This window comes from Pseudomonas sp. BF-R-24 (assembly GCF_019947335.1).
Lineage (GTDB): Bacteria > Pseudomonadota > Gammaproteobacteria > Pseudomonadales > Pseudomonadaceae > Aquipseudomonas > Aquipseudomonas jessenii.
Genome location: NZ_JAGYGG010000004.1, coordinates 205,117 through 231,939 on the forward strand (window position 1 = coordinate 205,117; position 26,823 = coordinate 231,939).

Below are 26,823 nucleotides of genomic sequence, written 5' to 3' on the forward strand. Positions count from 1 at the left end.
TTTTTACCGGTGGATCAAGCCGCCGGTTGATCCAGTTCCAGGCCTACGCCCAAACGGCGGGACATGCACGGCCAGCGTTTCCACGCGGCGCCGGTGTCCGGGCTGTTGAGCTTCTCGCGGTAGGCTTCCACGGACTCCAGTGCGAAGGTTTCGTCGTTGAGCATCTCGTCGATGGCGTGATGCACCACTTCGTCCAGTTGGTTGGCGAACGTCTCACCGATCAATTGGTGAGCAATCAGGTTGGCGACAGTCATGTCCAAGGGGATCAGTGGCTGGCCAAGATGCTTGATGTACAGGTCGTTGACCTCTTCGACAAACCGGTGCGCCAGATAGGCTTCATCCAGCAGACTGTCGAGCCCGGCATGGCCGGCCATGATGGCTGGCGGCTGGAGGAAGTACTGCTCGGCGATTTTCAGCACAGGTTTGATCTGTGACTCAATGCCCGCTTCCCTGGCGACTTCATTGGCTGCATCCAGCAGATCAGGCACTTCTTCGATGTAGGCGGCGACAAATCGCGTCAGTACGCCTTTGGTATCGGCCTCCGGCAATTGGATCGCCGGGTGCAGATGAGCCAGTTTGCTTTCCAGTTGACGCGTCAGCAGACCGGTCTCGGCTTCGTGTTGTTGGGCTGTTTGGATCTGCTCGCGCAATGCGGCGGTGTTCATGAAAACTCCAGGAAACAAGGCAATGAAATAGGGAAGACATAACTTAGCTGGCTTACGAAAAATGCTAAGACGCATTTGTCATAATTATTTCATCCTTGAGACGGTCCCGTTATATCGATTTGCCACCACTCGTCTGCATCCTTCTCCATTCGTGCCCTGCAACGCAAGTTAATGCTGTTTCAGATCATTTACGCCTTCGCATTGCGAGGTGAGAGTCGCTGTCTATACTCGGGGTGGAATGGAGTTAGCTGATGACGCCCGACTGCATATGCAGCAAGGCCCGGTGCTCAAGTTCGTAGTCTGATGCAGCCGCTCCCTTGCCGCAGGTGAAAGCCGGCGGGATAACAAGAACGATAAGGGGAACCCGCAATGATGCGACATCCACATGTCTGGATGGGCCTCCTGTTGTGGTCGATTTTCAGTCAGGCGCAAGCGGCCTGGACTGTGAATATGGCGCCTGGAGCGACTGAAATCAGTCACGCAGTATTCGACCTGCACATGATCATTTTCTGGATCTGTGTGGTGATCGGCATCATCGTATTTGGTGCCATGTTCTGGTCGATGATTCTCCACCGCCGCTCGACCGGGCAGGTGGCCGCCAAATTTCATGAAAGCACCACCGTCGAAATCCTCTGGACCATTGTGCCCTTCCTGATCCTGGTGGCCATGGCGGTTCCTGCTACCGCGACCCTGATCAAGATGTACGACGCCAGTGAGCCGGATATCGACATCCAGATCACCGGTTACCAGTGGAAGTGGCACTACAAATACCTGGGCCAGGACGTCGAGTTTTTCAGCAACCTGACCACCCCCCAGGATCAGATCCACAACAAGGAAGCCAAGGGCGAGCACTATCTGCTCGAAGTCGACAAGCCATTGGTGCTGCCGGTCGGTGCCAAGGTGCGCTTCCTTGTGACCTCCGCCGACGTGATCCACTCCTGGTGGGTGCCGGCGTTCGCGGTCAAGCGCGATGCGATTCCCGGGTTCGTCAATGAAGCCTGGACCCGTATCGACAAGCCCGGCATCTACCGTGGCCAGTGCGCCGAGTTGTGCGGCAAGGATCACGGCTTCATGCCGACCGTGGTCGAGGTCAAGGAAAAGGCCGATTACGAAAAATGGCTGGCCGATCGCAAGGCCGAGGCCGCGCAGCTCAAAGAGCTGACCAGCAAGGAATGGACGCTCGAGGAGCTCAAGGAACGCGGCGACAAGGTCTATCACACCACCTGCGTGGCCTGTCACCAGGCCGAAGGCCAGGGTCTGCCGCCGATGTTCCCGGCACTCAAGGGCTCGAAAATCGCCACCGGACCGAAAGACGCACACCTGAGCATTGTTTTCCATGGCAAGCCTGGCACTTCCATGGCCGCATTCGGCAAGCAACTCTCGGAGGTCGATATCGCGGCGGTCGTGACCTATGAACGTAACGCCTGGGGCAACAACAAGGGCGACATGGTCACGCCTAAAGAAGTGCTGGAGCTGAAACAGGCGGAAAGCAAATGACCCGGTCTATTGCGCACGTAAGGAACCGGTCGGGGCTACGCACCCCGGCCTGCCCAGTCCATCTGTTTGCAGGAGACAGGACATGACTGCTGTAATCGATGAGCATGTTCATACCGCCACCGACCACGCCCATGGCCCCGCAAAAGGCCTGATGCGCTGGGTGCTGACCACCAACCACAAGGACATCGGTACGTTGTACCTGTGGTTTGCGTTCTCCATGTTCCTGCTTGGCGGTTCGTTCGCGATGGTGATTCGCGCCGAGCTGTTCCAGCCGGGGCTGCAGATCGTCCAGCCGGAATTTTTCAACCAGATGACCACCATGCACGGTCTGGTGATGGTCTTCGGTGCGGTGATGCCGGCCTTCGTCGGCCTCGCCAACTGGATGATCCCGCTGATGATCGGCGCGCCGGACATGGCCCTGCCGCGCATGAACAACTTCAGCTTCTGGCTGTTGCCGGCGGCGTTCCTGATGCTGGTGTCGACCCTGTTCACTGCCGGTGGCGGGCCGAACTTCGGCTGGACGTTCTATGCGCCGCTGTCGACGACCTATGCGCCGGAAAGCGTGACTTTCTTCATTTTCGCCATCCACTTGATGGGGATCAGTTCGATCATGGGCGCGATCAACGTGATCGCCACCATCCTCAACCTGCGCGCCCCCGGCATGACGCTGATGAAAATGCCGTTGTTCGTCTGGACCTGGCTGATCACCGCGTTCCTGCTGATTGCGGTGATGCCGGTACTGGCCGGTTGCGTGACGATGATGCTGATGGACATCCACTTCGGCACCAGTTTCTTCAGTGCCGCCGGTGGCGGAGACCCGGTGCTGTTCCAGCATGTGTTCTGGTTCTTCGGTCACCCCGAGGTGTACATCATGATCCTGCCGGCGTTCGGCGCCGTCAGCTCGATCATTCCGGCCTTTTCGCGCAAGCCATTGTTCGGCTACACCTCGATGGTCTACGCCACGGCGAGTATCGCGTTCCTGTCGTTCATCGTCTGGGCGCACCACATGTTCGTGGTCGGCATTCCGCTGGTGGGCGAGTTGTTCTTCATGTACGCCACGTTGCTGATTGCGGTGCCGACGGGCGTGAAGGTGTTCAACTGGGCCAGCACCATGTGGCAGGGCTCGCTGACGTTCGAGACGCCGATGCTGTTTGCCGTGGCGTTCGTGATCCTGTTCTCCATCGGCGGTTTCTCCGGGTTGATGCTGGCCATCGCCCCGGCGGACTTCCAGTACCAGGACACCTACTTCGTGGTCGCGCACTTCCATTACGTGCTGGTGCCGGGGGCGATCTTCGGGATCTTCGCCTCGGCCTACTACTGGCTGCCGAAATGGACCGGCCACATGTACGACGAAACCCTCGGCAAGCTGCATTTCTGGCTGTCGTTCATCGGCATGAACCTGGCCTTCTTCCCGATGCACTTTGTGGGGCTGGCGGGCATGCCACGACGGATTCCGGACTACAACCTGCAGTTCGCCGACTTCAACATGGTGTCGTCGATCGGCGCATTCATGTTCGGCGCCACGCAGATCTTCTTCCTGTTCATCGTGATCAAGACCATTCGCGGCGGCGCGCCGGCACCGGCCAAGCCGTGGGATGGGGCTGAAGGTCTGGAGTGGAGCATCCCGTCGCCGGCGCCGTATCACACCTTCACCACGCCGCCGGAAGTGAAATGAACGCCTGGCCCTTTGTAGGAGCGAGCTCGCTCGCGATGGTCGTCAACGATGACGCTGGAAGCCTGATACACCACGGCGCTCTCAAGTTTTTCGCGAGCAAGCTCGCTCCTGCAGGGGTGTGCGGAAATCATGGCTGACTCGATTTCGATGAAGAAACTGGTCACGCGCCTGCTGACCGTGGTGGTGGCAATGTTTGTGTTCGGCTTTGCCCTGGTGCCGATCTACGACGTGATGTGCAAGGCCTTCGGCATTAATGGCAAGACCGGTGGGCAGTACGAGGGTGAGCAAACGGTCGACACCTCGCGGCAGGTACGCGTGCAGTTTCTGTCGACCAACACCGCCGACATGCCGTGGGACTTTTATCCCAAACATGACGAATTGACCGCGAACCCGGGGGCGGTGAACGAGATGATCTTCATCGCCCACAACCCCACCGATAAACCGATGAGCGCCCAAGCCGTGCCGAGTATCGCGCCCAGCAATGCGGCGGCGTACTTCCACAAGACCGAATGTTTCTGCTTTACCCAGCAAGTGCTGCAGCCCGGTCAGCGGATCGAAATGCCGGTACGTTTCATCGTTGATCGTGACATGCCCAAGGATGTGAAGCACCTGACGCTGTCCTACACGCTGTTCGATATCACCGCCCGACATCCACCGGTAGCTGTAAACACTGGCGGCTGAGCGTGCCCGATAAGGAGAACAATAAATGGCAACTCATGAACATTATTACGTCCCGGCCCAGAGCAAATGGCCGATCATCGCCACGGTCGGGATGTTCGTCACGGTGTTTGGCCTGGCCACCTGGTTCAATGATCTGAAAGCAGCGCGTCCGGAATCCCACGGGCCGCTGATCTTTTTCGTCGGCGGGCTGTTGCTGGCCTACATGCTGTTTGGCTGGTTCGGCACGGTGATCAAGGAAAGTCGCGGCGGCTTGTACAGCGCACAGATGGATCGCTCGTTCCGCTGGGGCATGAGCTGGTTCATCTTCTCGGAGGTGATGTTCTTCATCGCCTTTTTTGGCGCGCTGTTTTATGTGCGTCAAATCTCCGGACCGGCGCTCGGTGGTGAGGGTGCCAAAGGCATGGCGCACATGCTGTGGCCGAACTTCCAGTTCACCTGGCCGTTGCTGAGCAACCCCGACTCGAAACTGTTTCCGCCGCCCAAGGAAGTCATTAGCCCCTGGGGCCTGCCGCTACTCAATACCGTGTTGCTGGTCAGTTCCAGCGTGACCGTGACCATCGCCCACCATGCCTTGAAAAAGGGCCATCGCGGCGCACTGAAACTCTGGCTGGCGCTCACTGTATTGCTCGGCAGTGCGTTCCTCATCTTCCAGGCCGAAGAGTACATGCACGCCTACCGCGAACTGGGCCTGACCCTGGGCTCGGGCATCTACGGCGCGACCTTCTTCATGCTCACCGGGTTCCACGGCGCCCACGTCACCATCGGCACCATCATCCTGTTCGTGATGCTGGTGCGGATCATGCGCGGGCACTTCGACAACGAGCACCAGTTCGGTTTCGAAGCGGCGACCTGGTACTGGCACTTCGTGGATGTGGTCTGGATCGGGCTGTTTGTTTTCGTCTATGTGCTTTAAAGCAGCAGTTACCAGGGCGCATTGGAAACCAACTGGCCGCTGAAAAAGCCCCAGGCAATCAAGCCAAGGGTAAGGGCGGCCAGGGTCACACGCACACTCAAGGCAATGACGAGGCGGTTTGAGCGGCTGTCGTCCTTGACCAGAAAAAACAGGCCGCTGAACAGGCTGACAACCGTGGCAATCAGCATCAGGACGATGGCTGCTTTGAGCATGGTGAGACTCCGGGGGAACAAGCGATGCACTTGAGTATAGCTATCGCGATGACCGATTTTCTGGCAATGCCATGAAGTGCTTTCGGCCAGGTATCGTGCCAACGCTGGTGGTGGCGTTGTTGCTGCCACTACTGGTGTCCCTGGGGTTCTGGCAGTTGAGCCGGGGCGCGGAGAAAAGCGCGCTGCTGCAAAGCTACACCGAGCGCCGGGCCGCCGAGCCGATGGCCAGCACCGAACTGCAACACACGACAGACCCGGCCTTCCGTCGGGTTCACCTGTACGGCCAGTTCGATGCCGAACACAGCCTGCTGCTGGATAACAGTCAACGCAACGGCAGGGTTGGCGTCGAGCTGTTGCAACCCTTTCACGATCAGGCCACCGGGCTTTGGCTGCTGGTCAATCGCGGCTGGTTGCCTTGGCCGGAGCGCCGCACACCACCGCAATTCAAGACACCCACCGAGGCGGTAAGCCTCGACGCGTGGGTCTACGTCTCCCCTGGGGCGACGTTCCAATTGCACGCAGATCCCACAACGTTGACATGGCCGAAGCTGATTACGGCCGTTGAACCAGACAAGCTCTGGACAGCACTGAATCGCGAAGGCTTTGCCTACGAACTACGTGCCGAAACCGGCCCCGCCACCTATCAGGCCGACTGGCCCGTAGTCGCCATGGGCCCGGAAAAACACATCGCTTATGCCGTGCAGTGGTTCGCCATGGCGATCGTCCTGTTCGGACTTTATCTCTATCTCGGCTGGCACAACGCAAAGGAGAAACACCATGGGAGCGGCCATGAATCCACCCAGCATGTCTGAGGCGAAACCGTTGGTGAATCGGCGCAAGGGTCGTATGCAACTGCTGCTGATCCTGCTCGGGGTGATCGGTCCGATGATCCTCGCCACCGGCATGTACAAGCTGAATTTCTGGGTGCCCGAGGGCCGCAGTTATCACGGCGAACTGATCGGCAACGGTCAGACCCGCGCGGACATCGGCGTGCAGGCCCAGGAAGAGCGTTGGCAGATACTGGTGACCGCGCCCAAGGATTGCGCGGTGGACTGCCAGCAACTGGTGTATCTGGCGCGGCAAATCCAGATCGGCCTGGGCCGCGATGCGTCCCGCGCCAGCCATGCATTGGCCACCGCGCAGACGCTGAACAGCGATTACGAGACTAAACTTCAACGCGAGTACCCGCAGTTGCAACGTTATTCACTGGACTTGCCTGCCTACACAAAAGGCGCTCAGAGCAATGACGTGCCGCACCTGTGGATCATCGACCCCCACGGCAATCTGGTTCTGCGCTACGACCCGTCGGTGAAGGGCAAGGACTTGCTCAACGATCTGCGCCACCTGCTGAAACTGTCGAACATCGGATAAGGGCATCGTCATGGCCAAGCCTGGATTTCGCCTCGCGTTGTTTGCCACCTTGCTGGCACTGATTGTGGTGTTGCTCGGCGCCTACACGCGCCTGACCCACGCCGGCCTCGGCTGCCCGGACTGGCCCGGCTGCTATGGCTTCATCAGCGTGCCGAAAAGCGAAGCCCAACTGGCCCATGCCGAATTGCATTTCCCGGACGCTCCGGTCGAGGCCCATAAGGGCTGGAACGAGATGATCCACCGCTACTCCGCCGGCACGCTGGGGCTGTTGATCGCGGTGTTGGCGGGTCGTGCGTGGGTGCATCGCCGCCATCCCGGACAGCCGGTGAAGCTGCCGTTGTTCCTGTTGGCGGTGGTTGTTGGCCAGGCCGCGTTCGGCATGTGGACGGTAACGCTCAAGCTCTGGCCGCAGGTGGTCACCGGGCATTTGCTGGGCGGCTTCGCGACCTTGAGCCTGTTGTTTCTGCTGACCTTGCGCCTGTCCGGCGTACTGCCGGCGCTGACGGTGCCACGACGTTTGCAGCACTGGGCGACGGCAGGGCTGTTGCTGGTGATCGGGCAAATCGCCCTCGGGGGCTGGGTCAGTTCCAATTACGCCGCCGTGGCCTGCATCGACTTTCCGACCTGTCACGGCCAGTGGTTGCCAGCGGCGGACTTCGCCAATGGCTTTCACCTGACCCAGCACATCGGCCCGAACTACCTCGGCGGGCAACTGGACAGCGATGCCCGTACGGCCATTCACCTGACTCATCGCATAGGCGCGTTACTGGTCACCCTGGTATTGCTCGGTCTGGCCTGGCAACTGAAGGCGGTTGGCATGACGCGCCTGGCAGGCCTGGTGCTGATCGCCCTCGGCGCACAAATCACCCTGGGCATCAGCAACGTGCTGTTCCATCTGCCGCTGCCGGTGGCCGTCGCGCATAACGCGGGCGGCGCGGCGCTGTTGCTGACCATGGTGCTGGTCAATTACCACGCCCGAACCAGTCTGGTCCGGGTCAAGCAAGCGCGCTGGCACTTCAGCCCGCGTAAACACTCAGCCGGGCCCATAACAATAAAAGGAGAAATGCCATGGCGATTCTGATCGGCGAACGTCCCAGTCAGGCGATCTGGCGTGACTACCTGGAACTGACCAAGCCCAAAGTCGTGGTGCTGATGCTCATCACTTCGCTGGTGGGAATGTTCCTCGCGACCCGCGCCGGGGTGCCGTGGACGGTGCTGATTTTCGGCAACCTGGGCATCGCCCTGTGTGCCGGTGGCGCGGCGGCGGTCAATCATGTGGTGGACCGGCGCATCGACGCGGTGATGGCGCGCACCCACAAACGGCCGCTCGCCGAAGGCCGGGTTTCGCCGACCGCCGCGCTGACGTTCGCGCTGGTATTGGCGGTCCTCGGGCAAGCCATGCTGCTGGCGTTCACCAACCCGCTGACCGCGTGGCTGACCCTCGCCTCGTTGCTCGGCTACGCGGTGGTCTACACCGGATTTCTCAAGCGCGCGACCCCGCAGAACATCGTCATCGGTGGTCTGGCCGGTGCCGCGCCGCCATTGCTCGGCTGGACCGCCGCCACCGGTCACGTCAGCGCCGAACCGCTGCTGCTGGTGCTGATCATCTTCGCCTGGACCCCGCCGCACTTCTGGGCGCTGGCGATCCATCGCAAGGAGGAATACGCCAAGGCCGACATCCCGATGTTGCCGGTCACCCATGGCGAGCACTACACCAAGATTCACATCCTGCTTTATACCTTCGCATTGCTTGCCGTCAGCCTGATGCCTTATGTGATCCACATGAGCGGCACGCTCTACCTGATCTGCGCGCTCGGGCTGGGCGCGCGGTTTCTGCAATGGGCCGTGGTGCTGTACCGTGGCACTCGGCCGCACGCGGCGATCAACACGTTCAAGTACTCTATTTACTACTTGTTCCTGCTGTTTATCGCCCTGCTCGTAGACCACTACCTATTGTTGAACCTATGACTCGAACCCAGAAAACCGTCTTCATACTAGTCGCCCTGGTCGCACTGATCCTGGGCCTGACCGTCAACAAGGTGCTGTCCGGGAAAAACCAGGGCGATCCGACGGCGCTGATCGACGCCGGCATCATCCTGCTGCCGCAGAGCCGTAATCTGCCGGACGTGATGATGACCAATCAGGACGGCCAGCCGGTCGCGATCAATGAATTGAAAGGCAAGTGGAGCCTGCTGTTCTTCGGCTACACCTTCTGCCCGGACATCTGCCCGACCACCCTCGCCCAGTTGCGGCAGATCAAGAGCGAGTTGCCGCCCGAGGCTGTGGATAAATTGCAGATTGTGCTGGTCAGCGTCGACCCGAACCGCGATACGCCCAAGCAGCTCAAGCAGTACCTGGGCTACTTCGACCCGCAGTTCATCGGCCTGACCCCGGCGTCGACCGATGAACTGCAAACGATCGCCAACGCAGTGAGCATTCCGTTCATTCCGGCGGACACGAGCAAGCCGAACTACACCGTTGATCACAGCGGCAACCTCGCGGTGATCGGGCCGGATGGGACACAGCGTGGGTTCATTCGGGCGCCGTTGAACAATGCGAAGCTGGTGGCGCAGTTGCCGGTGATGCTCAGGCGCAATTAAACAACACAAAACCCTTGTAGGAGCGAGCTTGCTCGCGATGGAGTGTCAGTCGACACCTATGCAGCTGACACACCTTCGCGAGCAAGCTCGCTCCTACAAGGGGTGGTGGTTCGGGCACAAAAAAGGGGCGCATTCAATGCGCCCCTTTTTCGTTTACGTCAGCTGATCAGAACGCCGGCACCACCGCGCCTTTGTACTTCTCGAGAATGAAGGCCTTCACTTCCGGGCTGTGCAGGGCAGCCACCAGCTTCTTCATCGCATCGGTGTCCTTGTCGTCTGGACGGGCAACGAGGATGTTCACGTAAGGCGAGTCGCTGCCTTCGATGAACAGCGCGTCCTTGGCCGGATCAAGCTTGGCTTCCAGCGCGTAGTTGGTGTTGATCAGCGCCAGGTCGACCTGAGTCAGCACGCGCGGGATGGTCGCGGCTTCCAGTTCGCGGATTTTCAGATCCTTGGTGTTCTCGGTGATGTCCTTGACGGTCGACAGGATGTTGTTTGAATCCTTCAACTTGATCAGGCCGGCCTTGGCCATCAGCAACAGCGCACGGCCGCCGTTGGTAGCGTCGTTCGGGATGACCACGTTGGCACCGCCAGGCAGTTCAGCGATGGTCTTGTACTTGCTGGAGTAAGCGCCCAGGGGCTCCAGATGCACGCCAGCCACAGAAACCAGATGGGTGCCCTTGGCCTTGTTGAACTCATCCAGGTACGGCTGGTGCTGGAAGAAGTTGGCGTCCAGGCGTTTTTCCGCGACCTGCACGTTTGGCTGGATGTAGTCGGTAAATACCTTGACCTTCAGGTCCACGCCTTCTTTGGCCAGGGCCGGCTTCACGAATTCGAGGATCTCGGCGTGCGGAACCGGAGTGGCCGCGACGGTCAGGGTTTCAGCGTGGGCAGAGAATGCCGCAACGGCCGCGAAGGCCACGAGTAGTTTTTTCATTCAGCTAACTCCATGTGAGGCGCCCGTTTGGCGCCTGCCAGCGAATGGCCGGCTCATGTCTTACTTACGGGAAAAGTGGACGACCAATTTGTCGCCAACGGTTTGCAGTACCTGGACCAGTACCAGCAGCAACACCACTGTCACCACCATCACATCGGTCTGGAAACGCTGGTAACCGAAACGGATCGCCAAGTCACCCAGACCACCAGCGCCAACGACACCGGCCATCGCCGTGTAGGACACCAGTGTAATGGCGGTCACCGTAATCGCCGCGAAGATGCCCGGACGAGCCTCAGGCAGCAAGGCATTGGTGATGATCTGTCGTGTAGTCGCGCCCATGGCCTGGGTCGCTTCGATGATGCCGCGATCCACTTCACGCAGGGCGGTTTCCACCAGGCGCGCGAAAAACGGCGTGGCACCCACTACCAGCGGCGGAATTGCACCGGCGACACCAAGGGAGGTACCGGTGATCAACACGGTGAACGGAATCATCACGATCAGCAGGATGATGAACGGCAGCGAGCGCAGGATGTTCACCACCAGCGACAACATCGCGTAGATGCCTTTGGCTTCCAGCAACTGGCGCGGGCTGCACAGGAACAGCAGCACACCCAGCGGCAGGCCAAGCAGTACGGTGAATAACAGCGAACCACCCAGCATCAGCAAGGTGTCACCGGTGGCCAGCCAGATTTCGAACCAGTCGATATTGGCGAAGAAACTTGTCAGGGCTTCCATTAGCGCAGCACCTCCATGTGGACGTCGGCTGCGGTGAAGCGGGCGAAGGCTGCTTCCATGTCACCGCCGGTCACGGCCAGGGTCAGTTGCCCGTAGGGGATGTCTTTGATGCGGTCGATGCGACCGGCCAGGATGCTGTAGTCCACACCGGTTTCCCGGGCGACGGTGCCCAGCAACGGCGCGTAGGTCGCGTCGCCCTGGAAGGTCAGACGCACGATGCGGCCTGGCACGTGAGCGAAGTCGTCACGCTGTTCGCTTTCGTCGATCTGCTCGTCTTCCTGCACGAAGCGCTTGGTGGTCGGGTGCTTCGGATGCAGGAACACTTCGGCCACCGAGCCTTGCTCGACGATCACGCCGGCGTCCATCACGGCTACCTGGTCGCAGACCCGGCGGATCACGTCCATCTCGTGGGTGATCAACACGATGGTCAGTTTCAGCTCGCGATTGATCTCGGCCAGCAATTGCAGGACCGATGCGGTGGTTTGCGGGTCGAGGGCGCTGGTGGCTTCGTCGCACAGCAGGATTTTTGGCTTGGTCGCCAGCGCACGGGCAATGCCGACACGCTGCTTCTGCCCGCCGGACAATTGCGCCGGGTACTTTTTCGCGTGGTCGGACAAGCCGACCCGCGCCAGCAACTCGGCCACGCGCGAATCGATCTCGCTGCGCGACAATTCGCCGGCCAGGGTCAGAGGCAGCGAGACGTTGTCGGCGACAGTCTTGGAGGCCAGCAGGTTGAAGTGCTGGAAAATCATCCCGACCTGCTGACGGAAGCGGCGCAGGCCGTTGGCGTCGAGTGCAGTGACTTCTTCACCGTCGACGGTGATCTTGCCGCCACTGGCGTTTTCCAGGCGATTGATCAGACGCAGCAGGGTACTTTTCCCTGCGCCGGAATGACCGATCAAGCCGTAAACCTGCCCGTTCTCAATCGTCAGACTGGTCGGATGCAGGGCGGGGATTTCCTTACCGGCGACGCGGTAGGTTTTATGGACGTTTTGAAACTCGATCACGTAGCGAACCTTGTGGGGCGCGTTAGAAAAGGATCAGCGGTTAGCCGGGCGCGCATTTTAGCCTGTCCGTATAGAGGTTCTTAGCATTTATTTCGTATTTGTCCTGTCATTTGGCAATAACGCGATCAAAGGTCAGAAAAAAGGAACGGCTGAAGAAACTCACCCAAGGCCGAAGGCAACTTCGACATGGTGGGCAGCATCGGGTTTGGGACAGGGAGGCGAAGGCCAAGGCGATTCCGGCCTGAAGATCTGCGGAGCCAGGGAGACCGCCATCGCGAGCAAGCTCGCTCCTACAGTAGAGAAGTGTTGGTCACAAAATGTGTGGGCAACCCGAAACCCTGTGGGAGCGAGCGTGCTCGCGATGCTTTTAAGATTTACGAGGCGTTAGAACCATCTGCGCCGGGACGCTGCGCAAAATCTGCCGCTCCAGCTTCAGGTCAAACTCAGGATCGAGTTTCTTCACCCGTTTGGTCAGCAAGTTGGCCAGCCAAGGGTAATCATTAGTGCGTGGAGCCTGAATGCTCACGTCGCACTGAAAATTCACCACATCGGCGGCAATGGCATCCAGTTGGCGACGCAGTTTGCCCATATCGTTGATATTGAGCACGACCGTGGTGCTTTCAGCCGTCAGGTCGATAACCTTGGCTTTTGGCTTGGCTTCGGCAGCCTTGAGGGCGGCTTCGGCTCTTTCCAGTTCGGCCTTGCGCGCCTGGGCAATCGAGCCGTTGACTCCGCCGGTCAGTGCCGGAGCCTTGGGCATCAACGCGCGGGCACGGCTCAGGGCAGTTGCTGCGGCATCCACGTCACCCTTTTGCAGCACGATCTGGCTGCGGCGCAGATAGGCTTCGGCCAGCTGCCGCTGGTATTGCTCAAGGGAAGCATCGTTGGGTGATTCGGCCTGCAAGGCTGCCAATTGATCTTCGGCGATGGCCAGTTCATCGCTGGCGATGTTTTGTTCCAGCTGTACGATGGCCGCGGCCCGCGCATCGGCGGCCTCGGTGGCCGCCGGTGGCGTGCTTTGGCAGGCGCCCAGCAGCAAAGAAAATGCGACAAGGAGCAGATAACGGGAGGCGAACGACTTCATTCCTGCGACTCTCTATTTGCGCAAAAAACGAGCAAGTCTACACCCCTCGACGGGGCAGAACAAAACTCAGCAGAAATAGCGCGGCGGCCGTCACCACAATCGACGGGCCGGCCGGGGTGTCCTTGAACCAGGACAGCGCCAGCCCGCCACACACGGCGAGTATGCCCAGCAGGCTCGCGCCCAGTGCCATCTGTTCCGGCGAGCGAGCATGACGTTGTGCCGCAGCCGCCGGGATGATCAGCAACGAAGTGATCAGCAACACGCCGACGATTTTCATCGCCACGGCAATTACCACGGCGATCAACAGCATTAACGCCAGGCGCAATCCCGCCACGGGCAAACCTTCGACCCTGGCCAGTTCTTCATGCACCGTGATCGCCAGCAATGGGCGCCACAACGTAACCAGCAAGACCAGTACCGCCGCGCTGCCGCCAAGAATCCAGGCCAGATCGGTCGGGCTGATCGCCAGCAGGTCACCGAACAGATAGGCCATCAGGTCGATCCGCACTTCGTGCATGAAGCTTAGTACCACCAGGCCCAGAGAGAGCGTGCTGGGTGCGAGAATTCCCAAAAGTGTGTCGGATGCCAGCGGCTGGCGTTGTTGCAACGTCACCAGCATCACCGCCAACAGCAAGCAGCCAACAGTGACGGCAACGGTCGGGCTGACATCCAGCAGAAAACCCAGGGCCACGCCGAGCAATGCCGCGTGGGACAGGGTGTCGCCGAAATAGGCCATGCGCCGCCAGACCACGAAAGACCCCAGCGGGCCTGCGACGACGGCCAGGGCCAGGCCTGCAAGCAGGGCGTAGAGCAGAAAATCAGCCATGCTTGCAGCTATCTCCGTGAACATGGGGTTGGCCCGACGCGGGCGCCTTGACCACCGAGCCATGCAAGTCGTGGGCGTGGTCGTGATGGTGGTGATAAATCGCCAGGCTTTGTGCGTTCTTTCCGAACAGCTCGACAAAAGCCGGATCGCCGCTGACCTGCTCGGGGTGGCCGGAACAGCATATGTGACGATTGAGGCAAACCACCTGGTCCGTGGTGCTCATCACCAGATGCAAATCGTGGGAGACCATCAGCACACCGCAACCATGACGGTCACGCAGGCGGGTGATCAGGCTGTACAGCTCGGCCTGGCCGGCCACGTCGACACCCTGTACCGGTTCGTCGAGTACCAGCAGTTCCGGTTCGCGCAACAAGGCACGGGCCAGCAACACACGTTGCATTTCGCCACCGGAAACGCTTTGCACCGGGCTGTCGATCACCTGTTCGGCGCCGACTTCCTTGAGTGCAGCCAAGGCCATCGCACGGTCCACCCCCGGTACCAGGCGCAGGAAACGCAGGACCGACAGCGGGAGGGTCGGATCGACATGGAGTTTTTGCGGCATGTAACCGACCCGCAGTTTCGGCTTGCGCCAGACGCTGCCGCTGTCCGGTTTCAACAGGCCGAGCACGGCACGCACCAGGGTGGTTTTGCCTGCGCCGTTGGGGCCGATCAGGGTAACGATCTGCCCCGGCTCGACGCTCAGTTCTATGTTGTCCAGCACCGGTTGCCCGGCGAACGTGACGGCAACCTGCTCAAGACGGATCAGCGCGTTGCTCATCAAGCCCCCTGGCAACCGGAGCAGAGACCGACCACTTCAACGGTCTGGCCTTCGACGACAAACCCGACATCCCTGGCGCTGGCGATGATCGCGTCGCTGATGGATTTTTGCTCAAGTTCGATCGCGGCGTGGCACACACGGCAGATCAGGAACTGACCCTGGTGAGCATGTTCCGGGTGGTTGCAGCCGATGAAGGCGTTGAGCGAGGAAATCCGATGGACCAGGCCGTTTTCCAGCAGGAAATCCAGCGCGCGGTACACCGTCGGCGGTGCGGCGCGACGACCGTCCTGCTCGCTGAGGACCGCGAGAATGTCGTAGGCACCCAAAGGCTTGTGGCTTTGCCACACCAGCTCCAGCACTCGCCGGCGCAACGCGGTCAGGCGCAGACCTTGACGTGCGCACAGGGCATCGGCCTCGGACAAAGCGCTGTGAACGCAATGTGAGTGGTCGTGGGGACGGCTGGCGATCGGTGTTTTTAGCATGAGCGGCGACGAGGTTTGTGAGAGACGTTATTATGTTACCCGTTCTCGCCTCTTCGAGTGGTCATCGTGTCCCGACTTTTTTCTGTTTTTGTCGCATTTATCGCAAGTTTTCTGCTGATCGGTTCGGCGCAGGCCGAGGTCAAGGTCCTTACCAGCATCAAGCCTCTGCAACTGATCGCCGCGGCGGTGCAGGATGGCGTGGCGATCCCCGAGGTTTTGCTGCCACCGGGTGCCTCACCGCATAACTATGCGTTGCGCCCTTCCGACGTACGCAAGGTGCAATCGGTGGACCTGCTGTACTGGATCGGCCCGGACATGGAGGGCTTCCTGCCACGTGTGCTCAATGGTCGTACGTTGCCCAACGTCGCCGTGCAGGATTTGCCGGGCATGAAACTGCGTCACTTTGCCGAAGATAACCACTCCCACGCTGAAGAAGCCGACGAACACGACCACGATCACCGTCCGGGCAGCCTGGATGCGCACTTGTGGCTGTCGCCGGTCAACGCCCGGGTCATCGCCACGAAAATGGCGGCTGACCTGAGTGCCGCAGATCCTGCAAATGCCGCGCGCTATCAGAGCAATCTGAAAGCCTTCGACGAGCGTCTCGATGCACTGGATGCGCGCCTGAAGAAGCGCCTGGCCGATGTTCAGGGCAAACCCTACTTCGTTTTCCACGAAGCCTTCGACTACTTCGAAGACGCCTACGGCCTCAAGCACGTGGGTGTGTTCAGCGTCGCGGCCGAAGTGCAACCCGGTGCCCAGCATGTCGCGGCGATGCGCGCGCGATTGCAGGAAGTCGGCAAGACCTGCGTGTTCAGCGAACCTCCGCTGCGGCCCCGTCTGGCGGAAACTCTGGTGGCGGGTTTGCCGGTGAAACTGGCTGAACTGGATGCGCTGGGCGGGTACACGCCGGCGACTGGCCAGGGCTATGAGCAGGTGTTGGAGAAATTGGGGAATGATCTGGCGGGGTGCCTGGAGTCACTGTAACCGACACCAGACCCTGTGGGAGCGAGCTTGCTCGCGAAGGCGGCATTACATCAACATCAATGTTGACTGACCCGACGCTATCGCGAGCAAGCTCGCTCCCACAGGTCAAAGCCTTTAAAGGGCGAAAGGCAAAGGCGTGTTGACTGTCTGTCGCTGTGCCAATCGCAATTGAAATTCCATCGGATCGTGAATCAACACATCCTGTCCGGCAAACGACTCCGCCGCGATCAGGCGTGACAACCAGAACCGTACGCAAGCCACCCGCAGCATGGTCGGCCACAACTCGGCTTCAGCGGCGGTGAACGGTCGCAAGGCCGCGTAAGCGCCCAGCAAGGCCCGCGCTCGCGGTCCATCGATTACGCCATCGTCGTCCGAGCACCAGTCGTTCAAGGCAATCGCCACGTCGTAGAGCATCGGCCCGGAGCAGGCGTTGTAGAAGTCGATCAGCCCGGTCAGGTGCGTGCCTTCGAACATCGCGTTGTCGCGGAACAGGTCGGCGTGAATGTTCGCCCGCGGCAGTGCCAGGATTTTTTCCTTCTGCCGGGTGATTTCTTCCAGCGCCCGTTGCAGCAGGTCTTTCTGTTCGGCACCGAGGTGCGACAGGAATTGCGTGCCCTCCTCCAGCATCCAGTCCAGGCCGCGATCGGTTTTGCGCTTGATCATATTGGCCTGGGTCGCCAGGTGCAGATGGCCGAGCAATTCACCCACCTGCGCGCAATGTTGCGCGTTGGCTTGCTTGATGTGCTTGCCGGCCAGGCGCGGTTGCAGCAACGCAGGTTTGCCCGCCAGCTCTCGCAAGGCCACGCCGTCTGTGGTGCGCAAGGCGTAAGGCACCGGCAGGTCGGCGCCGTGCAGTACGTCGAGCAGTTCGATGAAGAATGGCATCTCCTGAACCGGACCGCGCTCGACCAGGGTCAGGACAAATTCGCCCTGCTCCAGGCTGATAAAGAAATTGGTATTTTCGCTACCGGCGGCAATCCCCTGGAAATCAAGCAGGCGGCCGAGGCCATAAGGGGCGAGAAAAGCTTCCAGCTCGGGCCGAGCCAGGGGGGTGAACACAGACATGTTTAAGCTGCCAGTACGGGCGCCGCTGTTGAGCCGGCGCCGATTAAAGTTAAGGACGACTTACCACTTAAAAATTTCCCACGCCGGAATCAGCATATCCGGGTAGTCGGAGCGGACGAAGTTTCCCTCCGAGCCATCCGCGCGCACCAGGAAATACGGTTTGCCAACCTTTGGGGTGACCTTGATGGCGTACAAAAAGCCGTTTTGCCGGTATTCCTGAATGAGTTTATCGCCTTCCGTGCGAATGGTGACATCCGGGTCCGCCGATGGCGCATCGTCCGCCGCCATCACGGCCGATGGTGCGATTGCAAACAAGCCAGCCAGCAACAGGCGATTTAGTGTGCGCATGATAACCTTGTCCCTTTGTCGTCAACGGTCCCGCTATTCTAGCGCCGGACCCGCCGAAAAGGTTGATCCTGCTCATGAGCCAAGCCCCCCTCGTCCTGGTGGACGGTTCTTCTTACCTGTACCGCGCCTTTCACGCGCTGCCACCGCTGACCACGTCCAAAGGCCTGCCGACCGGTGCGGTCAAGGGCGTGCTGAACATGCTCAAGAGCCTGCGCAAGCAATATCCGGACAGTCCGTTCGCCGTGGTGTTCGACGCCAAGGGTGGGACTTTTCGCGATGAGATGTTCGCCGAATACAAGGCCAACCGTCCGAGCATGCCCGACGATATGCGCGTGCAGATCGAGCCGCTGCACCAGAGCGTGATCGCCCTGGGCTTCCCGCTGCTGTGCGTCGAAGGCGTCGAGGCCGATGACGTGATCGGCACCCTGGCCCGCAGCAGCGCGGCGGCGGATCGTCCGGTGATCATCTCCACCGGTGACAAGGACATGGCGCAACTGGTCGACGGTCACATTACCTTGGTCAACACCATGACCGGTAGCAGCATGGACGTGGAGGGCGTGAAGGAGAAATTCGGCGTCGCTCCGGAGCAGATCATCGATTATCTGGCGCTCATGGGCGATTCTTCCGACAACATTCCGGGTGTTCCAGGCATCGGTCCGAAGACGGCTTCCGGTCTGCTGGTCGGTGTGAACGGCGGTCTGACCGAGCTCTATGCGCAACTCGACATCGTACCGACCCTGCCGATTCGCGGCGCCAAGACCCTGCCGGCCAAGCTTGAAGAGCACAAGGAAATGGCCTTCCTGTCCTATCAGCTGGCGACCATCAAGGTTGACGTGCCACTGGACGTTGGCCTCGACGACCTGAAAATGGGCGCGGAAGATCCTGCGAAACTCTACGAGTTGTACTCCCTGCTGGAGTTCAAGAGCTGGCTGAACGACCTTGATCGCGACGCCAAACGCCTGGAACTGAGCGCTGCCGCCGAGCCAGCACCGGCCGCCGATCTGTTCAGCGAACCAGAGGCCGAAGCACCGGCCGTCGCTGCTGAAGCCGCCTATGAAACCATCCTCGATCAAGCGCGGTTCGATGCCTGGCTGGAAAAACTGAACAACGCCAAACTGTTTGCCTTCGACACCGAAACCACCGGCATCGATGCGCAGCAGGCGCAACTGGTGGGCCTGTCGTTCGCGGTTCAGGCTAACGAAGCGGCCTACATCCCGTTGACCCATTCCTACATCGGTGTGCCGCAGCAACTGGATCGTGACACGGTCCTGCGCGCGCTCAAGCCGATTCTGGAAGATCCGAACAAGCTCAAGGTCGGCCAACACGCCAAGTTCGACATGAACATCCTGGCCAATTGCGCCATCGGCGGCGATCAGGACAACGGCATTACCGTGCGTGGCATCGCCTTCGACACCATGCTTGAGTCCTACGTGCTCAACTCCACGGCCACCCGCCATGACATGGACAGCCTGGCGCAGAAGTATCTGGACCACACCACGGTGAGCTTCCAGGACATCGCCGGCAAAGGCGTGAAACAGCTGACGTTCGACCAGATCGCCCTGGAGCAGGCCGGGCCTTACGCCGCCGAAGATGCAGATATCACCTTGCGTCTGCACCATGCCCTGTTCGAAAAACTCTCGGCTATTCCGAGCCTGGCCGGCGTACTGACCGACATCGAAATCCCGTTGGTGCCGGTATTGGCGCGTATCGAGCGCCAGGGCGCATTGGTCGACGCCGCCTTGCTGGGCGTGCAAAGCATCGAACTGGGCGACAAGATGGTGGCGCTGGAGCGTGAAGCCTTCGAGATTGCCGGCGAGGAATTCAACCTCGGTTCGCCCAAGCAACTTGGCGTGATCCTTTACGAGAAGCTCGGCCTGCCGGTACTGAAGAAAACCGCCAAGGGCCAGCCATCAACCGCCGAAGAAGTGCTGGCCAAACTGGCAGAAGACGACTATCGATTGCCGAAAGTGCTCATGGAATATCGCTCCATGAGCAAGCTGAAAAGCACCTATACCGACCGTCTGCCGGAGCAGATCAACCCGCGTACCGGGCGGATCCATACCTCGTATCATCAGGCGGTGGCGTCCACCGGGCGGCTGTCCTCCAGCGATCCGAACCTGCAGAACATCCCGGTGCGCACCGCCGAAGGGCGTCGCATCCGCCAGGCCTTCGTGGCCCCGGTCGGTTACAAGCTGCTGGCTGCGGACTATTCGCAGATCGAACTGCGGATCATGGCGCACCTGTCCCGGGATGAAGGGCTGATGAACGCCTTCCGCCACAATCTGGACGTACACACCGCGACCGCCGCCGAAGTGTTCAAGGTCGAACTGGCCGAAGTGACCTCCAACCAGCGCCGCAGCGCCAAAGCGATCAACTTCGGCCTGATCTACGGCATGGGCGCGCAGAAGCTCGGCAAGGACATCGGCGTCGACACCAAGACCGCCAAGGCCTACATCGATACCTACTTTGCCCGGTACCCCGGCGTTCGCCAGTACATGGATCGCACGCGTGCCCAGGCCGCCGAGCAAGGTTATGTCGAGACGTTCTTCGGCCGTCGCCTGTACCTGCCGGACATCAACTCCAACAAGCCGCAAGAGCGCGCCGCTGCCGAGCGCACGGCAATCAACGCACCGATGCAAGGCACCGCTGCGGACATCATCAAGAAAGCCATGGTCGCGGTGGATAACTGGCTGACCGCGTCGGGCCTCGACGCCAAAGTCATCTTGCAGGTGCACGATGAACTGGTGCTCGAGGTGCGTGAAGACCTGGTCGACCAGGTTCGCGATGAAATTCGCGTACACATGAGCGAGGCGGCGAAGCTGGATGTGCCGTTGCTGGTCGAAGTGGGTGTTGGAAATAACTGGGATGAGGCTCACTGAGCCTTCTTGTAGGAGCGAGCTTGCTCGCGATGGAATTTCAGTCGAAATCGATGTGTCTGACACTCCATCGCGAGCAAGCTCGCTCCTACAGAAAATTGTCGAGTTCTGCTGCGGCATAGTGCCGCGGCAGAAGGGCGCAAAAAAACAGCTTGGTCCGGAGGGCTATCAGAGTAATTTCAAAGCTATCTGAAAAAAATCTGAACTAATCTTGCGCACCACCACTCAGAGTTACTGAATGGCTGGTGAAGCCCTTCGATGCTCCTATGTTGTGTTAAGTGTTGGCAGATATCTGGACCCCGCCCTAGCGGTCTAGAGCTTCAACCCCGGAACTTCTCCCTCCCCATATGAAGCCCGGGGTTTTTTTTGCCCCGAGAAAAACTGTCTGTGATGCGCTCAGGCTGCGTTAAAAGCGCGGCTCGAAATGCTCATTTAGGCCCCTAAACTCCGCTTTCGAGCCGCGCTTTTGCCTTGCCTGAGCGCACCACAAACAGTTTTTGATATTTATTGAATCTCTGCTGCGGCACCCTTGTCCGCCAGCTCCATCCAGCCAGCCAGTACGGTGTAGGCATCTTCCAGGCCCATGCGTTTGGGGGCCGAAAACAGCTGGATTGTCACCAGATCGCCCCAACCCTTGCGGATTTCCGCCTGAACCTTGAGCAGGGTGTTCTTGGCCGCGCCATAGGTCAGCTTGTCCGCTTTGGTCAGCAGAATGTGCATCGGCATCCCGGCAGCCACGGCCCAGTCGAGCATCAGCAGGTCGAAATCGGTCATCGGATGGCGGATGTCCATCATCAGGATCAGACCCTTCAAACTCTCGCGACCACCCAGATATGCCTCCAGGTGACGCTGCCAGTGTTGCTTGAGCGGGATCGGTACTTTTGCATAACCGTAGCCCGGCAGGTCGACCAGACGGCGTTCATCGTCTAGCTTGAAGAAGTTCAACAGCTGCGTGCGTCCCGGGGTTTTCGAGGTGCGCGCCAGGCTGGCGTGGGTCAGGGTGTTCAAGGCACTCGACTTGCCGGCGTTGGAACGCCCGGCGAAGGCGACTTCGAAGCCCTCGTCATCCGGACATTGATCGACTTTGGCGGCGCTGAGCATGAAGGTGGACTGTTGGCACAGACCGAGGATGGGATTCTTGAGTTGCATGGGATTTCCGATGTGGGCGGCGCCAGGAATGGGTGCGGCAAGCAGTGTCGCTTCCGTTTCAGTGACGCCAGTATATAATGCCGCAGATTTTGTGTGCGCTTTGTCCCAGCGTAGGACGAAGTTCACGAGAGCGACAGACCTTGATTGCGCACTAGAACGCAGCTCGCTCTCAACCCTGAAAAGGTCGTTTTATGACGAAATGGCTGCTAGCTGCCGGTGTATTGATGCCGCTTTACAGCGCTCAGGCTACACAGGATCCGGAAGCTGTGTACAACCGTGTTTGTGGTGCCTGTCATTCCGGCCAACTCCCCATGGCGCCGAAAAAAGGCGATCAGGAAGCTTGGACGCCGAGGTTGGCGAAAGGTATGGAGACGCTGGTGCAACACGTGACCCAGGGTTTCAAGGCGATGCCGCCGCGTGGTTTGTGCATGGACTGCAGTGCCGAGGATTACCAAGCCATCATCCTTTGGATGAGCGAGTAAGCCCGGTCCATAACTCTTAACCCTTAGCCGTAGTTGGATTAGCTGATGAAGAAATTGATCGTGAGTCTGCTGTTGACCGTGGGCATCTCCGGCATGGCCCATGCTGCAGGTGAGGCAGTACAACCGGGTGATGCAAAAGCCGGCCAGGCCAAAGCCGCCGTCTGTGGCGCCTGCCACGGCCCGGATGGCAACAGCATGGCGCCAAACTTTCCGAAACTGGCAGGTCAGGGTGAACGCTACCTGACCAAGCAATTGCACGACATCAAGTCGGGCAAGCGCACCGTTCTGGAAATGACCGGCCTGCTGACCAACCTGAGCGATCAGGACCTGGCGGACATCTCTGCCTACTTCGCCAGCCAGAAAGGCAGCGTCGGTGCCGCCGATCCGAAGATCGTCGCTCGCGGTGAGGCCCTGTTCCGTGGTGGTGACCTGGCCAAGGGCCTGCCAGCCTGCACCGGTTGCCACTCGCCAAATGGCGCAGGTAACGCGGCTGCCGGTTTCCCGCACCTGGGTGGCCAGCACGCTCAATACGTCGGCAAGCAACTGGTCGATTTCCGCAAGGAAGAAGGTGGCCGCACCAACGACGGCGATACCAAACCGATGCAGAGCATTGCCAAGAAGCTGAGCGACGAAGACATCGCCGCGGTGTCCAGCTACATTCAAGGCCTGCACTAAGGCCGGTGGATCGGGCGTTGAACGGCGTGCTGATCGCCTGCAACGTTAACGCTCGATTAATCCGTCTCGGCAAGTATAAAAAGGGTGGCCTTGGCCGCCCTTTTTTGTGGCCGCTGCCGTTACACTACAGAACTCAAGCCCGCCAGGATCTGTCTGAAAACAATCGCGCGCGGCGAAAAAATTTGTCCAGGAGTAAAGCATGCGTAATCTGATCATCAGTGCCGTTTTTGCCGCTGCCAGCCTGTTTGGCATGACTGCCCAGGCCGCCGACGCCCCAGCCGCCCCTTATGTCGAGCTGACCAATCCGGTTCCGGTTGCCGTGCCTGGCAAGATCGAAGTGGTGGAGCTGTTCTGGTACGGCTGTCCGCATTGCTATCATTTTGAACCGACAATCAATCCTTGGGCTGAAAAGCTGCCATCCGATGTGAATTTCAAGCGTATTCCGGCCATGTTCGGCGGAGCTTGGGATGCTCATGGCCAAATGTTCTTGACCCTTGAGTCCATGGGTGTTGAGCATAAGGTTCATGCCGCGGTATTCGACGCGATCCAGAACAAAAAAATGAAGCTGATCGACAAGAATGACATGGCTGACTTCCTGGCTACCCAGGGCGTAGACAAGGATAAATTCCTGGCCACCTTCGACTCCTTTGCTATCAAGGGCCAGGTTGTTCAAGCCCGTGAGCTGGCCAAAAAGTATGAAATCTCCGGCGTTCCAACCCTGGTCGTCAACGGCAAGTATCGCTTCGACGTGGGTTCTGCCGGCGGTGCCGAACAGGCCCTGCAACTGGCCGACAAACTGATCGACAAAGAGCGAGCGGCTAACAAGGCTGCCGCCAACTAAGGGCAGTCACTGCCATGCGCCGATGGGGTACTGAACGCATCGTTGGCCTGCATGATCCGCGGGTCAACGAGCATCATCTGGAGTCCACGGGCCTGCCCGCAGACAGTCGTCTGCGCTTGCTCAGTTTCAATATCCAGGTCGGCATCAGTACCGAGCGCTATCGGCATTACCTGACCCGGGGCTGGCAGCACCTGCTGCCGCACACGGGGCGTGCCGATAACCTGCAGAAAATCGGCAATCTGCTGGGCGACTTCGATCTGGTTGCCTTGCAAGAGGCCGATGGCGGCAGCCTGCGATCAGGCTACGTCAATCAGGTCGAACACCTGGCCCAGCTCGGCGCCTTTCCCTACTGGTATCAACAACTCAATCGTAATCTCGGTCGCCTGGCCCAGCACAGCAATGGCGTGCTCAGCCGATTGCGTCCGTGGGCAATTGAGGATCATCCGTTGCCGGGACCAAAGGGTCGCGGAGCCATTCTGGTACGGTTCGGCGAAGGCCCGGAAGCGCTGGTGGTGGTCATGATGCACCTGGCGTTGGGCGCCCGGGCACGCAGTCTGCAATTGGCCTATATCCGCGAGTTGATCGGCGACTACAAGCATCAGGTGCTGATGGGCGACATGAACACCCATGCCAGCGACCTGCTGCAACATTCCCCGTTGCGCGATCTCGGCCTGCTCGCGCCGCAACTGGAAGCGACGTTTCCCAGCTGGCGCCCACAGCGCTGCCTGGACCATATCCTGCTGAGCCCGAGCCTGACCCTGGAAAAGGTTGAGGTGCTGGCACAGCCCATTTCCGATCACCTGCCGGTCGCGGTAGAGATTCGTTTGCCGGGTTCGCTCACGGCCGATGCATTGCCCGCGTTGAGTCCTGCCCCTCGCGGATCCCATGAATGAGCGACGAAGCACAGCGCTGGAAAGAGAAGTACCTCAAAAGCATCGAACAACAGGAAAAGCTCGAACGTCGCTGGGACGCGCGGCTCGACTTGCTGCGTCGCGGGCTGGTGCGCAGCACCCTGGCAGCGGAAGGTACGGACCGCGCCGTTGACCAATGCATGAAGGAAATGCGCGAAGTCGTGCGCACCGATGACATGGACGCCGGCCTGGCTGCGCTGATTCCACGCCTGGAAAAAGCCGTGCTCGACTCCGAACAGCGTCGGGAAACCCGAGTCAACCAGACCAGTGCCGCCTTGACTGCGCTGGTTACGCAACTGCAAACATTGCCATTGCCACGGGATGTGAGTCGGCCACTCAAGAATTTCGCCAAGCACCTGGATGCGCGGGTCAGTCAGGCGCGCGAGATACCCTTGCTGCTCAGCGAGCTGAGTGGCTTGCAGGGCAAGGCCCTGAGCCAGCTGGAGAACCCAACGGAGAACGGCCGGCCGGGTTTGCTGCAGCGGTTGTTCGGCGGTCGTGAAGCGCAGGAGGCGGAAGCATCGACGGCCGCTGCTCCTGCGCTGGCTGCCCCTGTAGCCGAGAGCCCTGCGGCAAGCTGCGAGGTACCCGCTGTTGAGCGAGTCGAAGACGAGTTCGCGCCAACCGAGCCAGCCGTGGCTTTTGCACCTCCGGCTGCGGAGCCTCAACCACCCAGTGCAGCCGCGGCGGAAATCGAATCGGCCGAGAAACCGACCCCGGAAACCATCGCGACATCACCTGAGTCGCAAGCGAACCCCGACGAGCTGACCGCTCAAGCATCACCCGATAGCTTGCCCTTACCTCCGATTCCGATGCAGGACGTGCCCGTCGATCAGGCGCCATCCGAACACGACATTCTCTACGCACTTCCGGATTCTCCCGAGCCCTCCTACAGCTCGGTGGCCAGCCACATCGAAGACACGTTGCTGGGGCTGCTCGACGACCTGACACTGCCCGAGCGTCATCGTCCACAAGCCGAATCCATGCGCGATCGTCTGAAAAACGGTCTGAACTGGTACGAATTGCTGCCGATACTCGACGACTTCGCCACATTGATGCTGGCCATTACCGACAGCGGCCAGCATGAGTTCGAAGCTTATCTGCAACGACTGAACGAGCGTCTCGAATCGTTCCAGAGCAACTTGCAGGCCGCCACCGCGGGACACGCCGACAACCGTTCGGCTGCGCGACAGATGGACACGCAGATCCGCGAACAGGTCGATGGCCTGCAAAGCAGCATGCAGGAAGCCGCAGATCTGGAAGATCTCAAGCACGTACTGGAAAACCATCTCGAAGGCTTGCTGGGCACCATGGACCAGCACCAGAAACAGCGCGATGAGCGCGAGCAGGAGGTCGCTGCGCGCCTGCACAGCCTGGCCGAGCGGGTCGCCCATATGGAGCAGGAGGCCCAGGGTTACCGCGAGCACCTTGAAGAGCAACGACAGAAGGCATTGGTCGACCCGTTGACCGGGCTGCCCAACCGCGCGGCCTGGAGCGAGCGCCTGGGTCATGAAGTCACACAATGGCAACAACATGGCAACACGCTGTTGCTGGCCATGCTCGACCTCGATCATTTCAAGCGCATCAATGACAACTACGGGCACCTGGCCGGTGACAAAGTGCTGAAAATCATCGCCAGCGTGTTGCGCAAGCGGCTGCGCGGAACGGATTTCATTGCACGGTTTGGCGGCGAGGAGTTTGTGCTGTTAATGCCATCCACGGTGCCGGCGGCGGGGCTGAAGATGCTGGAAAGCTTGCGGGCCTCCATTGAAGCCTGTCCGTTCCACTTCAAGGGAGAGCCGGTGACCATCACCGTGTCTATCGGAATGACGGCGTTCAGGCCGGGTGAACATAGCGATCAGGTACTTAAAAGAGCCGATCAAGCGCTGTATCGCGCAAAAAATGCCGGCCGTAATCGAGTGGAACCGAGCTGACGGTGATCTGTTCCATTTTGTTTAATTCGATGGGATTGCCGTCCGCCCGCAAGGCATTACGTTACACTGTTGCATTATTGTCTTGCGTGTAC

28 protein-coding genes are annotated in these 26,823 nt (G+C 59.9%); 16 read left to right on the forward strand and 12 right to left on the reverse strand.

Translation table 11 applies throughout. The features are described 5' to 3' along the window. Window positions 1-14: 14 nt before the first annotated feature. Entirely contained in the window at window positions 15-665 is a 651-nt protein-coding gene (locus KGA98_RS05140) for a hypothetical protein (RefSeq protein ID WP_057712613.1), read from the reverse strand. 369 nt (window positions 666-1,034) lie between these two features. Between KGA98_RS05140 and coxB the strand changes: the two genes are divergently transcribed. The 4 genes from coxB (at window position 1,035) to KGA98_RS05160 (ending at window position 5,431) form a co-directional block, all read left to right on the forward strand. After that, window positions 1,035-2,162, forward strand: a complete 1,128-nt coding sequence (coxB, locus tag KGA98_RS05145) for a cytochrome c oxidase subunit II (protein ID WP_223501673.1) — start codon at window positions 1,035-1,037, stop codon at window positions 2,160-2,162. Window positions 2,163-2,244: 82 nt separating this feature from the next. Beyond that, window positions 2,245-3,837 carry a cytochrome c oxidase subunit I gene (ctaD, locus tag KGA98_RS05150; RefSeq protein WP_057712611.1) on the forward strand — a complete coding sequence of 531 codons (1,593 nt, stop codon included), beginning with the start codon at window positions 2,245-2,247 and terminating at the stop codon, window positions 3,835-3,837. Window positions 3,838-3,966: 129 nt separating this feature from the next. Further along, the gene (locus KGA98_RS05155; RefSeq protein ID WP_056726726.1) at window positions 3,967-4,518 is read left to right on the forward strand and encodes a cytochrome c oxidase assembly protein; all 552 of its coding nucleotides are present in this window, start codon (window positions 3,967-3,969) and stop codon (window positions 4,516-4,518) included. A gap of 25 nt (window positions 4,519-4,543) precedes the next feature. Then, a complete protein-coding gene (locus KGA98_RS05160; RefSeq protein ID WP_090452324.1) occupies window positions 4,544-5,431 on the forward strand; it encodes a cytochrome c oxidase subunit 3 in 888 nt (295 codons plus the stop codon). Window positions 5,432-5,439: 8 nt separating this feature from the next. On the opposite strand, the gene KGA98_RS05165 is transcribed toward KGA98_RS05160, so the two are convergent. Further along, window positions 5,440-5,643, reverse strand: coding sequence for a twin transmembrane helix small protein (locus tag KGA98_RS05165; protein WP_057712609.1), 204 nt, complete (start codon window positions 5,641-5,643; stop codon window positions 5,440-5,442). A gap of 71 nt (window positions 5,644-5,714) precedes the next feature. Here KGA98_RS05165 and KGA98_RS05170 point away from each other — a divergent pair, with 71 nt between their 5' ends. From KGA98_RS05170 to KGA98_RS05190, 5 genes are read left to right on the forward strand one after another with little or no spacing between them, the layout of a single operon-like run. Beyond that, complete coding sequence (locus tag KGA98_RS05170) at window positions 5,715-6,455, forward strand: SURF1 family protein (protein ID WP_223501675.1); 741 nt, start codon at window positions 5,715-5,717, stop codon at window positions 6,453-6,455. Then, window positions 6,421-7,014 (forward strand): hypothetical protein, encoded by a 594-nt coding sequence (locus KGA98_RS05175; RefSeq protein ID WP_090457722.1) that lies wholly within the window; start codon window positions 6,421-6,423, stop codon window positions 7,012-7,014. The genes KGA98_RS05170 and KGA98_RS05175 overlap by 35 nt, the downstream gene beginning before the upstream one ends. 10 nt (window positions 7,015-7,024) lie before the next feature. Beyond that, on the forward strand, window positions 7,025-8,095 hold the full coding sequence (locus tag KGA98_RS05180) for a COX15/CtaA family protein (protein WP_057712606.1): 1,071 nt from the start codon (window positions 7,025-7,027) through the stop codon (window positions 8,093-8,095). Then, on the forward strand, window positions 8,083-8,982 hold the full coding sequence (gene cyoE / locus KGA98_RS05185) for a heme o synthase (protein WP_223501676.1): 900 nt from the start codon (window positions 8,083-8,085) through the stop codon (window positions 8,980-8,982). Before KGA98_RS05180 ends, cyoE begins: the two co-directional genes overlap by 13 nt. Beyond that, a complete protein-coding gene (locus KGA98_RS05190) occupies window positions 8,979-9,614 on the forward strand; it encodes an SCO family protein (RefSeq protein WP_223501677.1) in 636 nt (211 codons plus the stop codon). Before cyoE ends, KGA98_RS05190 begins: the two co-directional genes overlap by 4 nt. A gap of 166 nt (window positions 9,615-9,780) precedes the next feature. Here KGA98_RS05190 and KGA98_RS05195 read toward each other — a convergent pair whose 3' ends face one another. The 7 genes from KGA98_RS05195 to zur all read right to left on the reverse strand — a co-directional run bounded on the left by KGA98_RS05195 (window position 9,781) and on the right by zur (window position 15,463). Continuing rightward, window positions 9,781-10,551, reverse strand: a complete 771-nt coding sequence (locus KGA98_RS05195) for a MetQ/NlpA family ABC transporter substrate-binding protein (protein WP_223501678.1) — start codon at window positions 10,549-10,551, stop codon at window positions 9,781-9,783. Between the two features lie 60 nt (window positions 10,552-10,611). Continuing rightward, window positions 10,612-11,286, reverse strand: a complete 675-nt coding sequence (locus KGA98_RS05200; protein ID WP_057712603.1) for a methionine ABC transporter permease — start codon at window positions 11,284-11,286, stop codon at window positions 10,612-10,614. Beyond that, window positions 11,286-12,293 carry a methionine ABC transporter ATP-binding protein gene (locus KGA98_RS05205; RefSeq protein ID WP_223501679.1) on the reverse strand — a complete coding sequence of 336 codons (1,008 nt, stop codon included), beginning with the start codon at window positions 12,291-12,293 and terminating at the stop codon, window positions 11,286-11,288. Before KGA98_RS05205 ends, KGA98_RS05200 begins: the two co-directional genes overlap by 1 nt. Before the next feature lie 367 nt (window positions 12,294-12,660). Continuing rightward, complete coding sequence (locus KGA98_RS05210) at window positions 12,661-13,377, reverse strand: PA5502 family lipoprotein (protein WP_057712601.1); 717 nt, start codon at window positions 13,375-13,377, stop codon at window positions 12,661-12,663. Window positions 13,378-13,414: 37 nt separating this feature from the next. Then, window positions 13,415-14,203 (reverse strand): zinc ABC transporter permease subunit ZnuB, encoded by a 789-nt coding sequence (gene znuB, locus KGA98_RS05215; RefSeq protein ID WP_057712600.1) that lies wholly within the window; start codon window positions 14,201-14,203, stop codon window positions 13,415-13,417. After that, window positions 14,196-14,981, reverse strand: a complete 786-nt coding sequence (znuC, locus tag KGA98_RS05220; RefSeq protein ID WP_223501684.1) for a zinc ABC transporter ATP-binding protein ZnuC — start codon at window positions 14,979-14,981, stop codon at window positions 14,196-14,198. Before znuC ends, znuB begins: the two co-directional genes overlap by 8 nt. Next, on the reverse strand, window positions 14,981-15,463 hold the full coding sequence (gene zur / locus KGA98_RS05225) for a zinc uptake transcriptional repressor Zur (protein WP_008045818.1): 483 nt from the start codon (window positions 15,461-15,463) through the stop codon (window positions 14,981-14,983). Before zur ends, znuC begins: the two co-directional genes overlap by 1 nt. A 66-nt stretch (window positions 15,464-15,529) precedes the next feature. Between zur and znuA the strand changes: the two genes are divergently transcribed. Further along, the gene (gene znuA, locus KGA98_RS05230; RefSeq protein ID WP_174245497.1) at window positions 15,530-16,450 is read left to right on the forward strand and encodes a zinc ABC transporter substrate-binding protein ZnuA; all 921 of its coding nucleotides are present in this window, start codon (window positions 15,530-15,532) and stop codon (window positions 16,448-16,450) included. Window positions 16,451-16,564: 114 nt separating this feature from the next. Here znuA and KGA98_RS05235 read toward each other — a convergent pair whose 3' ends face one another. Both KGA98_RS05235 and KGA98_RS05240 read right to left on the reverse strand, forming a co-directional pair. Beyond that, entirely contained in the window at window positions 16,565-17,515 is a 951-nt protein-coding gene (locus KGA98_RS05235; RefSeq protein WP_007989412.1) for a homoserine kinase, read from the reverse strand. Window positions 17,516-17,575: 60 nt separating this feature from the next. After that, the gene (locus tag KGA98_RS05240; RefSeq protein WP_057712597.1) at window positions 17,576-17,863 is read right to left on the reverse strand and encodes a DUF2782 domain-containing protein; all 288 of its coding nucleotides are present in this window, start codon (window positions 17,861-17,863) and stop codon (window positions 17,576-17,578) included. 74 nt (window positions 17,864-17,937) lie between these two features. Between KGA98_RS05240 and polA the strand changes: the two genes are divergently transcribed. Beyond that, the gene (gene polA, locus KGA98_RS05245) at window positions 17,938-20,742 is read left to right on the forward strand and encodes a DNA polymerase I (protein ID WP_154909713.1); all 2,805 of its coding nucleotides are present in this window, start codon (window positions 17,938-17,940) and stop codon (window positions 20,740-20,742) included. A gap of 501 nt (window positions 20,743-21,243) precedes the next feature. Here polA and yihA read toward each other — a convergent pair. Further along, the gene (gene yihA, locus KGA98_RS05250) at window positions 21,244-21,888 is read right to left on the reverse strand and encodes a ribosome biogenesis GTP-binding protein YihA/YsxC (RefSeq protein WP_223501687.1); all 645 of its coding nucleotides are present in this window, start codon (window positions 21,886-21,888) and stop codon (window positions 21,244-21,246) included. Between the two features lie 191 nt (window positions 21,889-22,079). On the opposite strand from yihA, the gene KGA98_RS05255 reads away from it, so the two are divergent. The 5 genes from KGA98_RS05255 to KGA98_RS05275 all read left to right on the forward strand — a co-directional run bounded on the left by KGA98_RS05255 (window position 22,080) and on the right by KGA98_RS05275 (window position 26,731). Further along, window positions 22,080-22,370, forward strand: coding sequence for a c-type cytochrome (locus KGA98_RS05255; protein WP_008002190.1), 291 nt, complete (start codon window positions 22,080-22,082; stop codon window positions 22,368-22,370). Between the two features lie 45 nt (window positions 22,371-22,415). Continuing rightward, window positions 22,416-23,045, forward strand: a complete 630-nt coding sequence (locus tag KGA98_RS05260; RefSeq protein WP_057712594.1) for a c-type cytochrome — start codon at window positions 22,416-22,418, stop codon at window positions 23,043-23,045. A 199-nt stretch (window positions 23,046-23,244) separates the two neighbouring features. Then, window positions 23,245-23,886, forward strand: a complete 642-nt coding sequence (gene dsbA, locus KGA98_RS05265) for a thiol:disulfide interchange protein DsbA (protein ID WP_090452332.1) — start codon at window positions 23,245-23,247, stop codon at window positions 23,884-23,886. Window positions 23,887-23,900: 14 nt separating this feature from the next. After that, a complete protein-coding gene (locus tag KGA98_RS05270; protein ID WP_057712592.1) occupies window positions 23,901-24,779 on the forward strand; it encodes an endonuclease/exonuclease/phosphatase family protein in 879 nt (292 codons plus the stop codon). Beyond that, a complete protein-coding gene (locus KGA98_RS05275; protein ID WP_223501694.1) occupies window positions 24,776-26,731 on the forward strand; it encodes a GGDEF domain-containing protein in 1,956 nt (651 codons plus the stop codon). The genes KGA98_RS05270 and KGA98_RS05275 overlap by 4 nt, the downstream gene beginning before the upstream one ends. Window positions 26,732-26,823 lie beyond the last annotated feature (92 nt).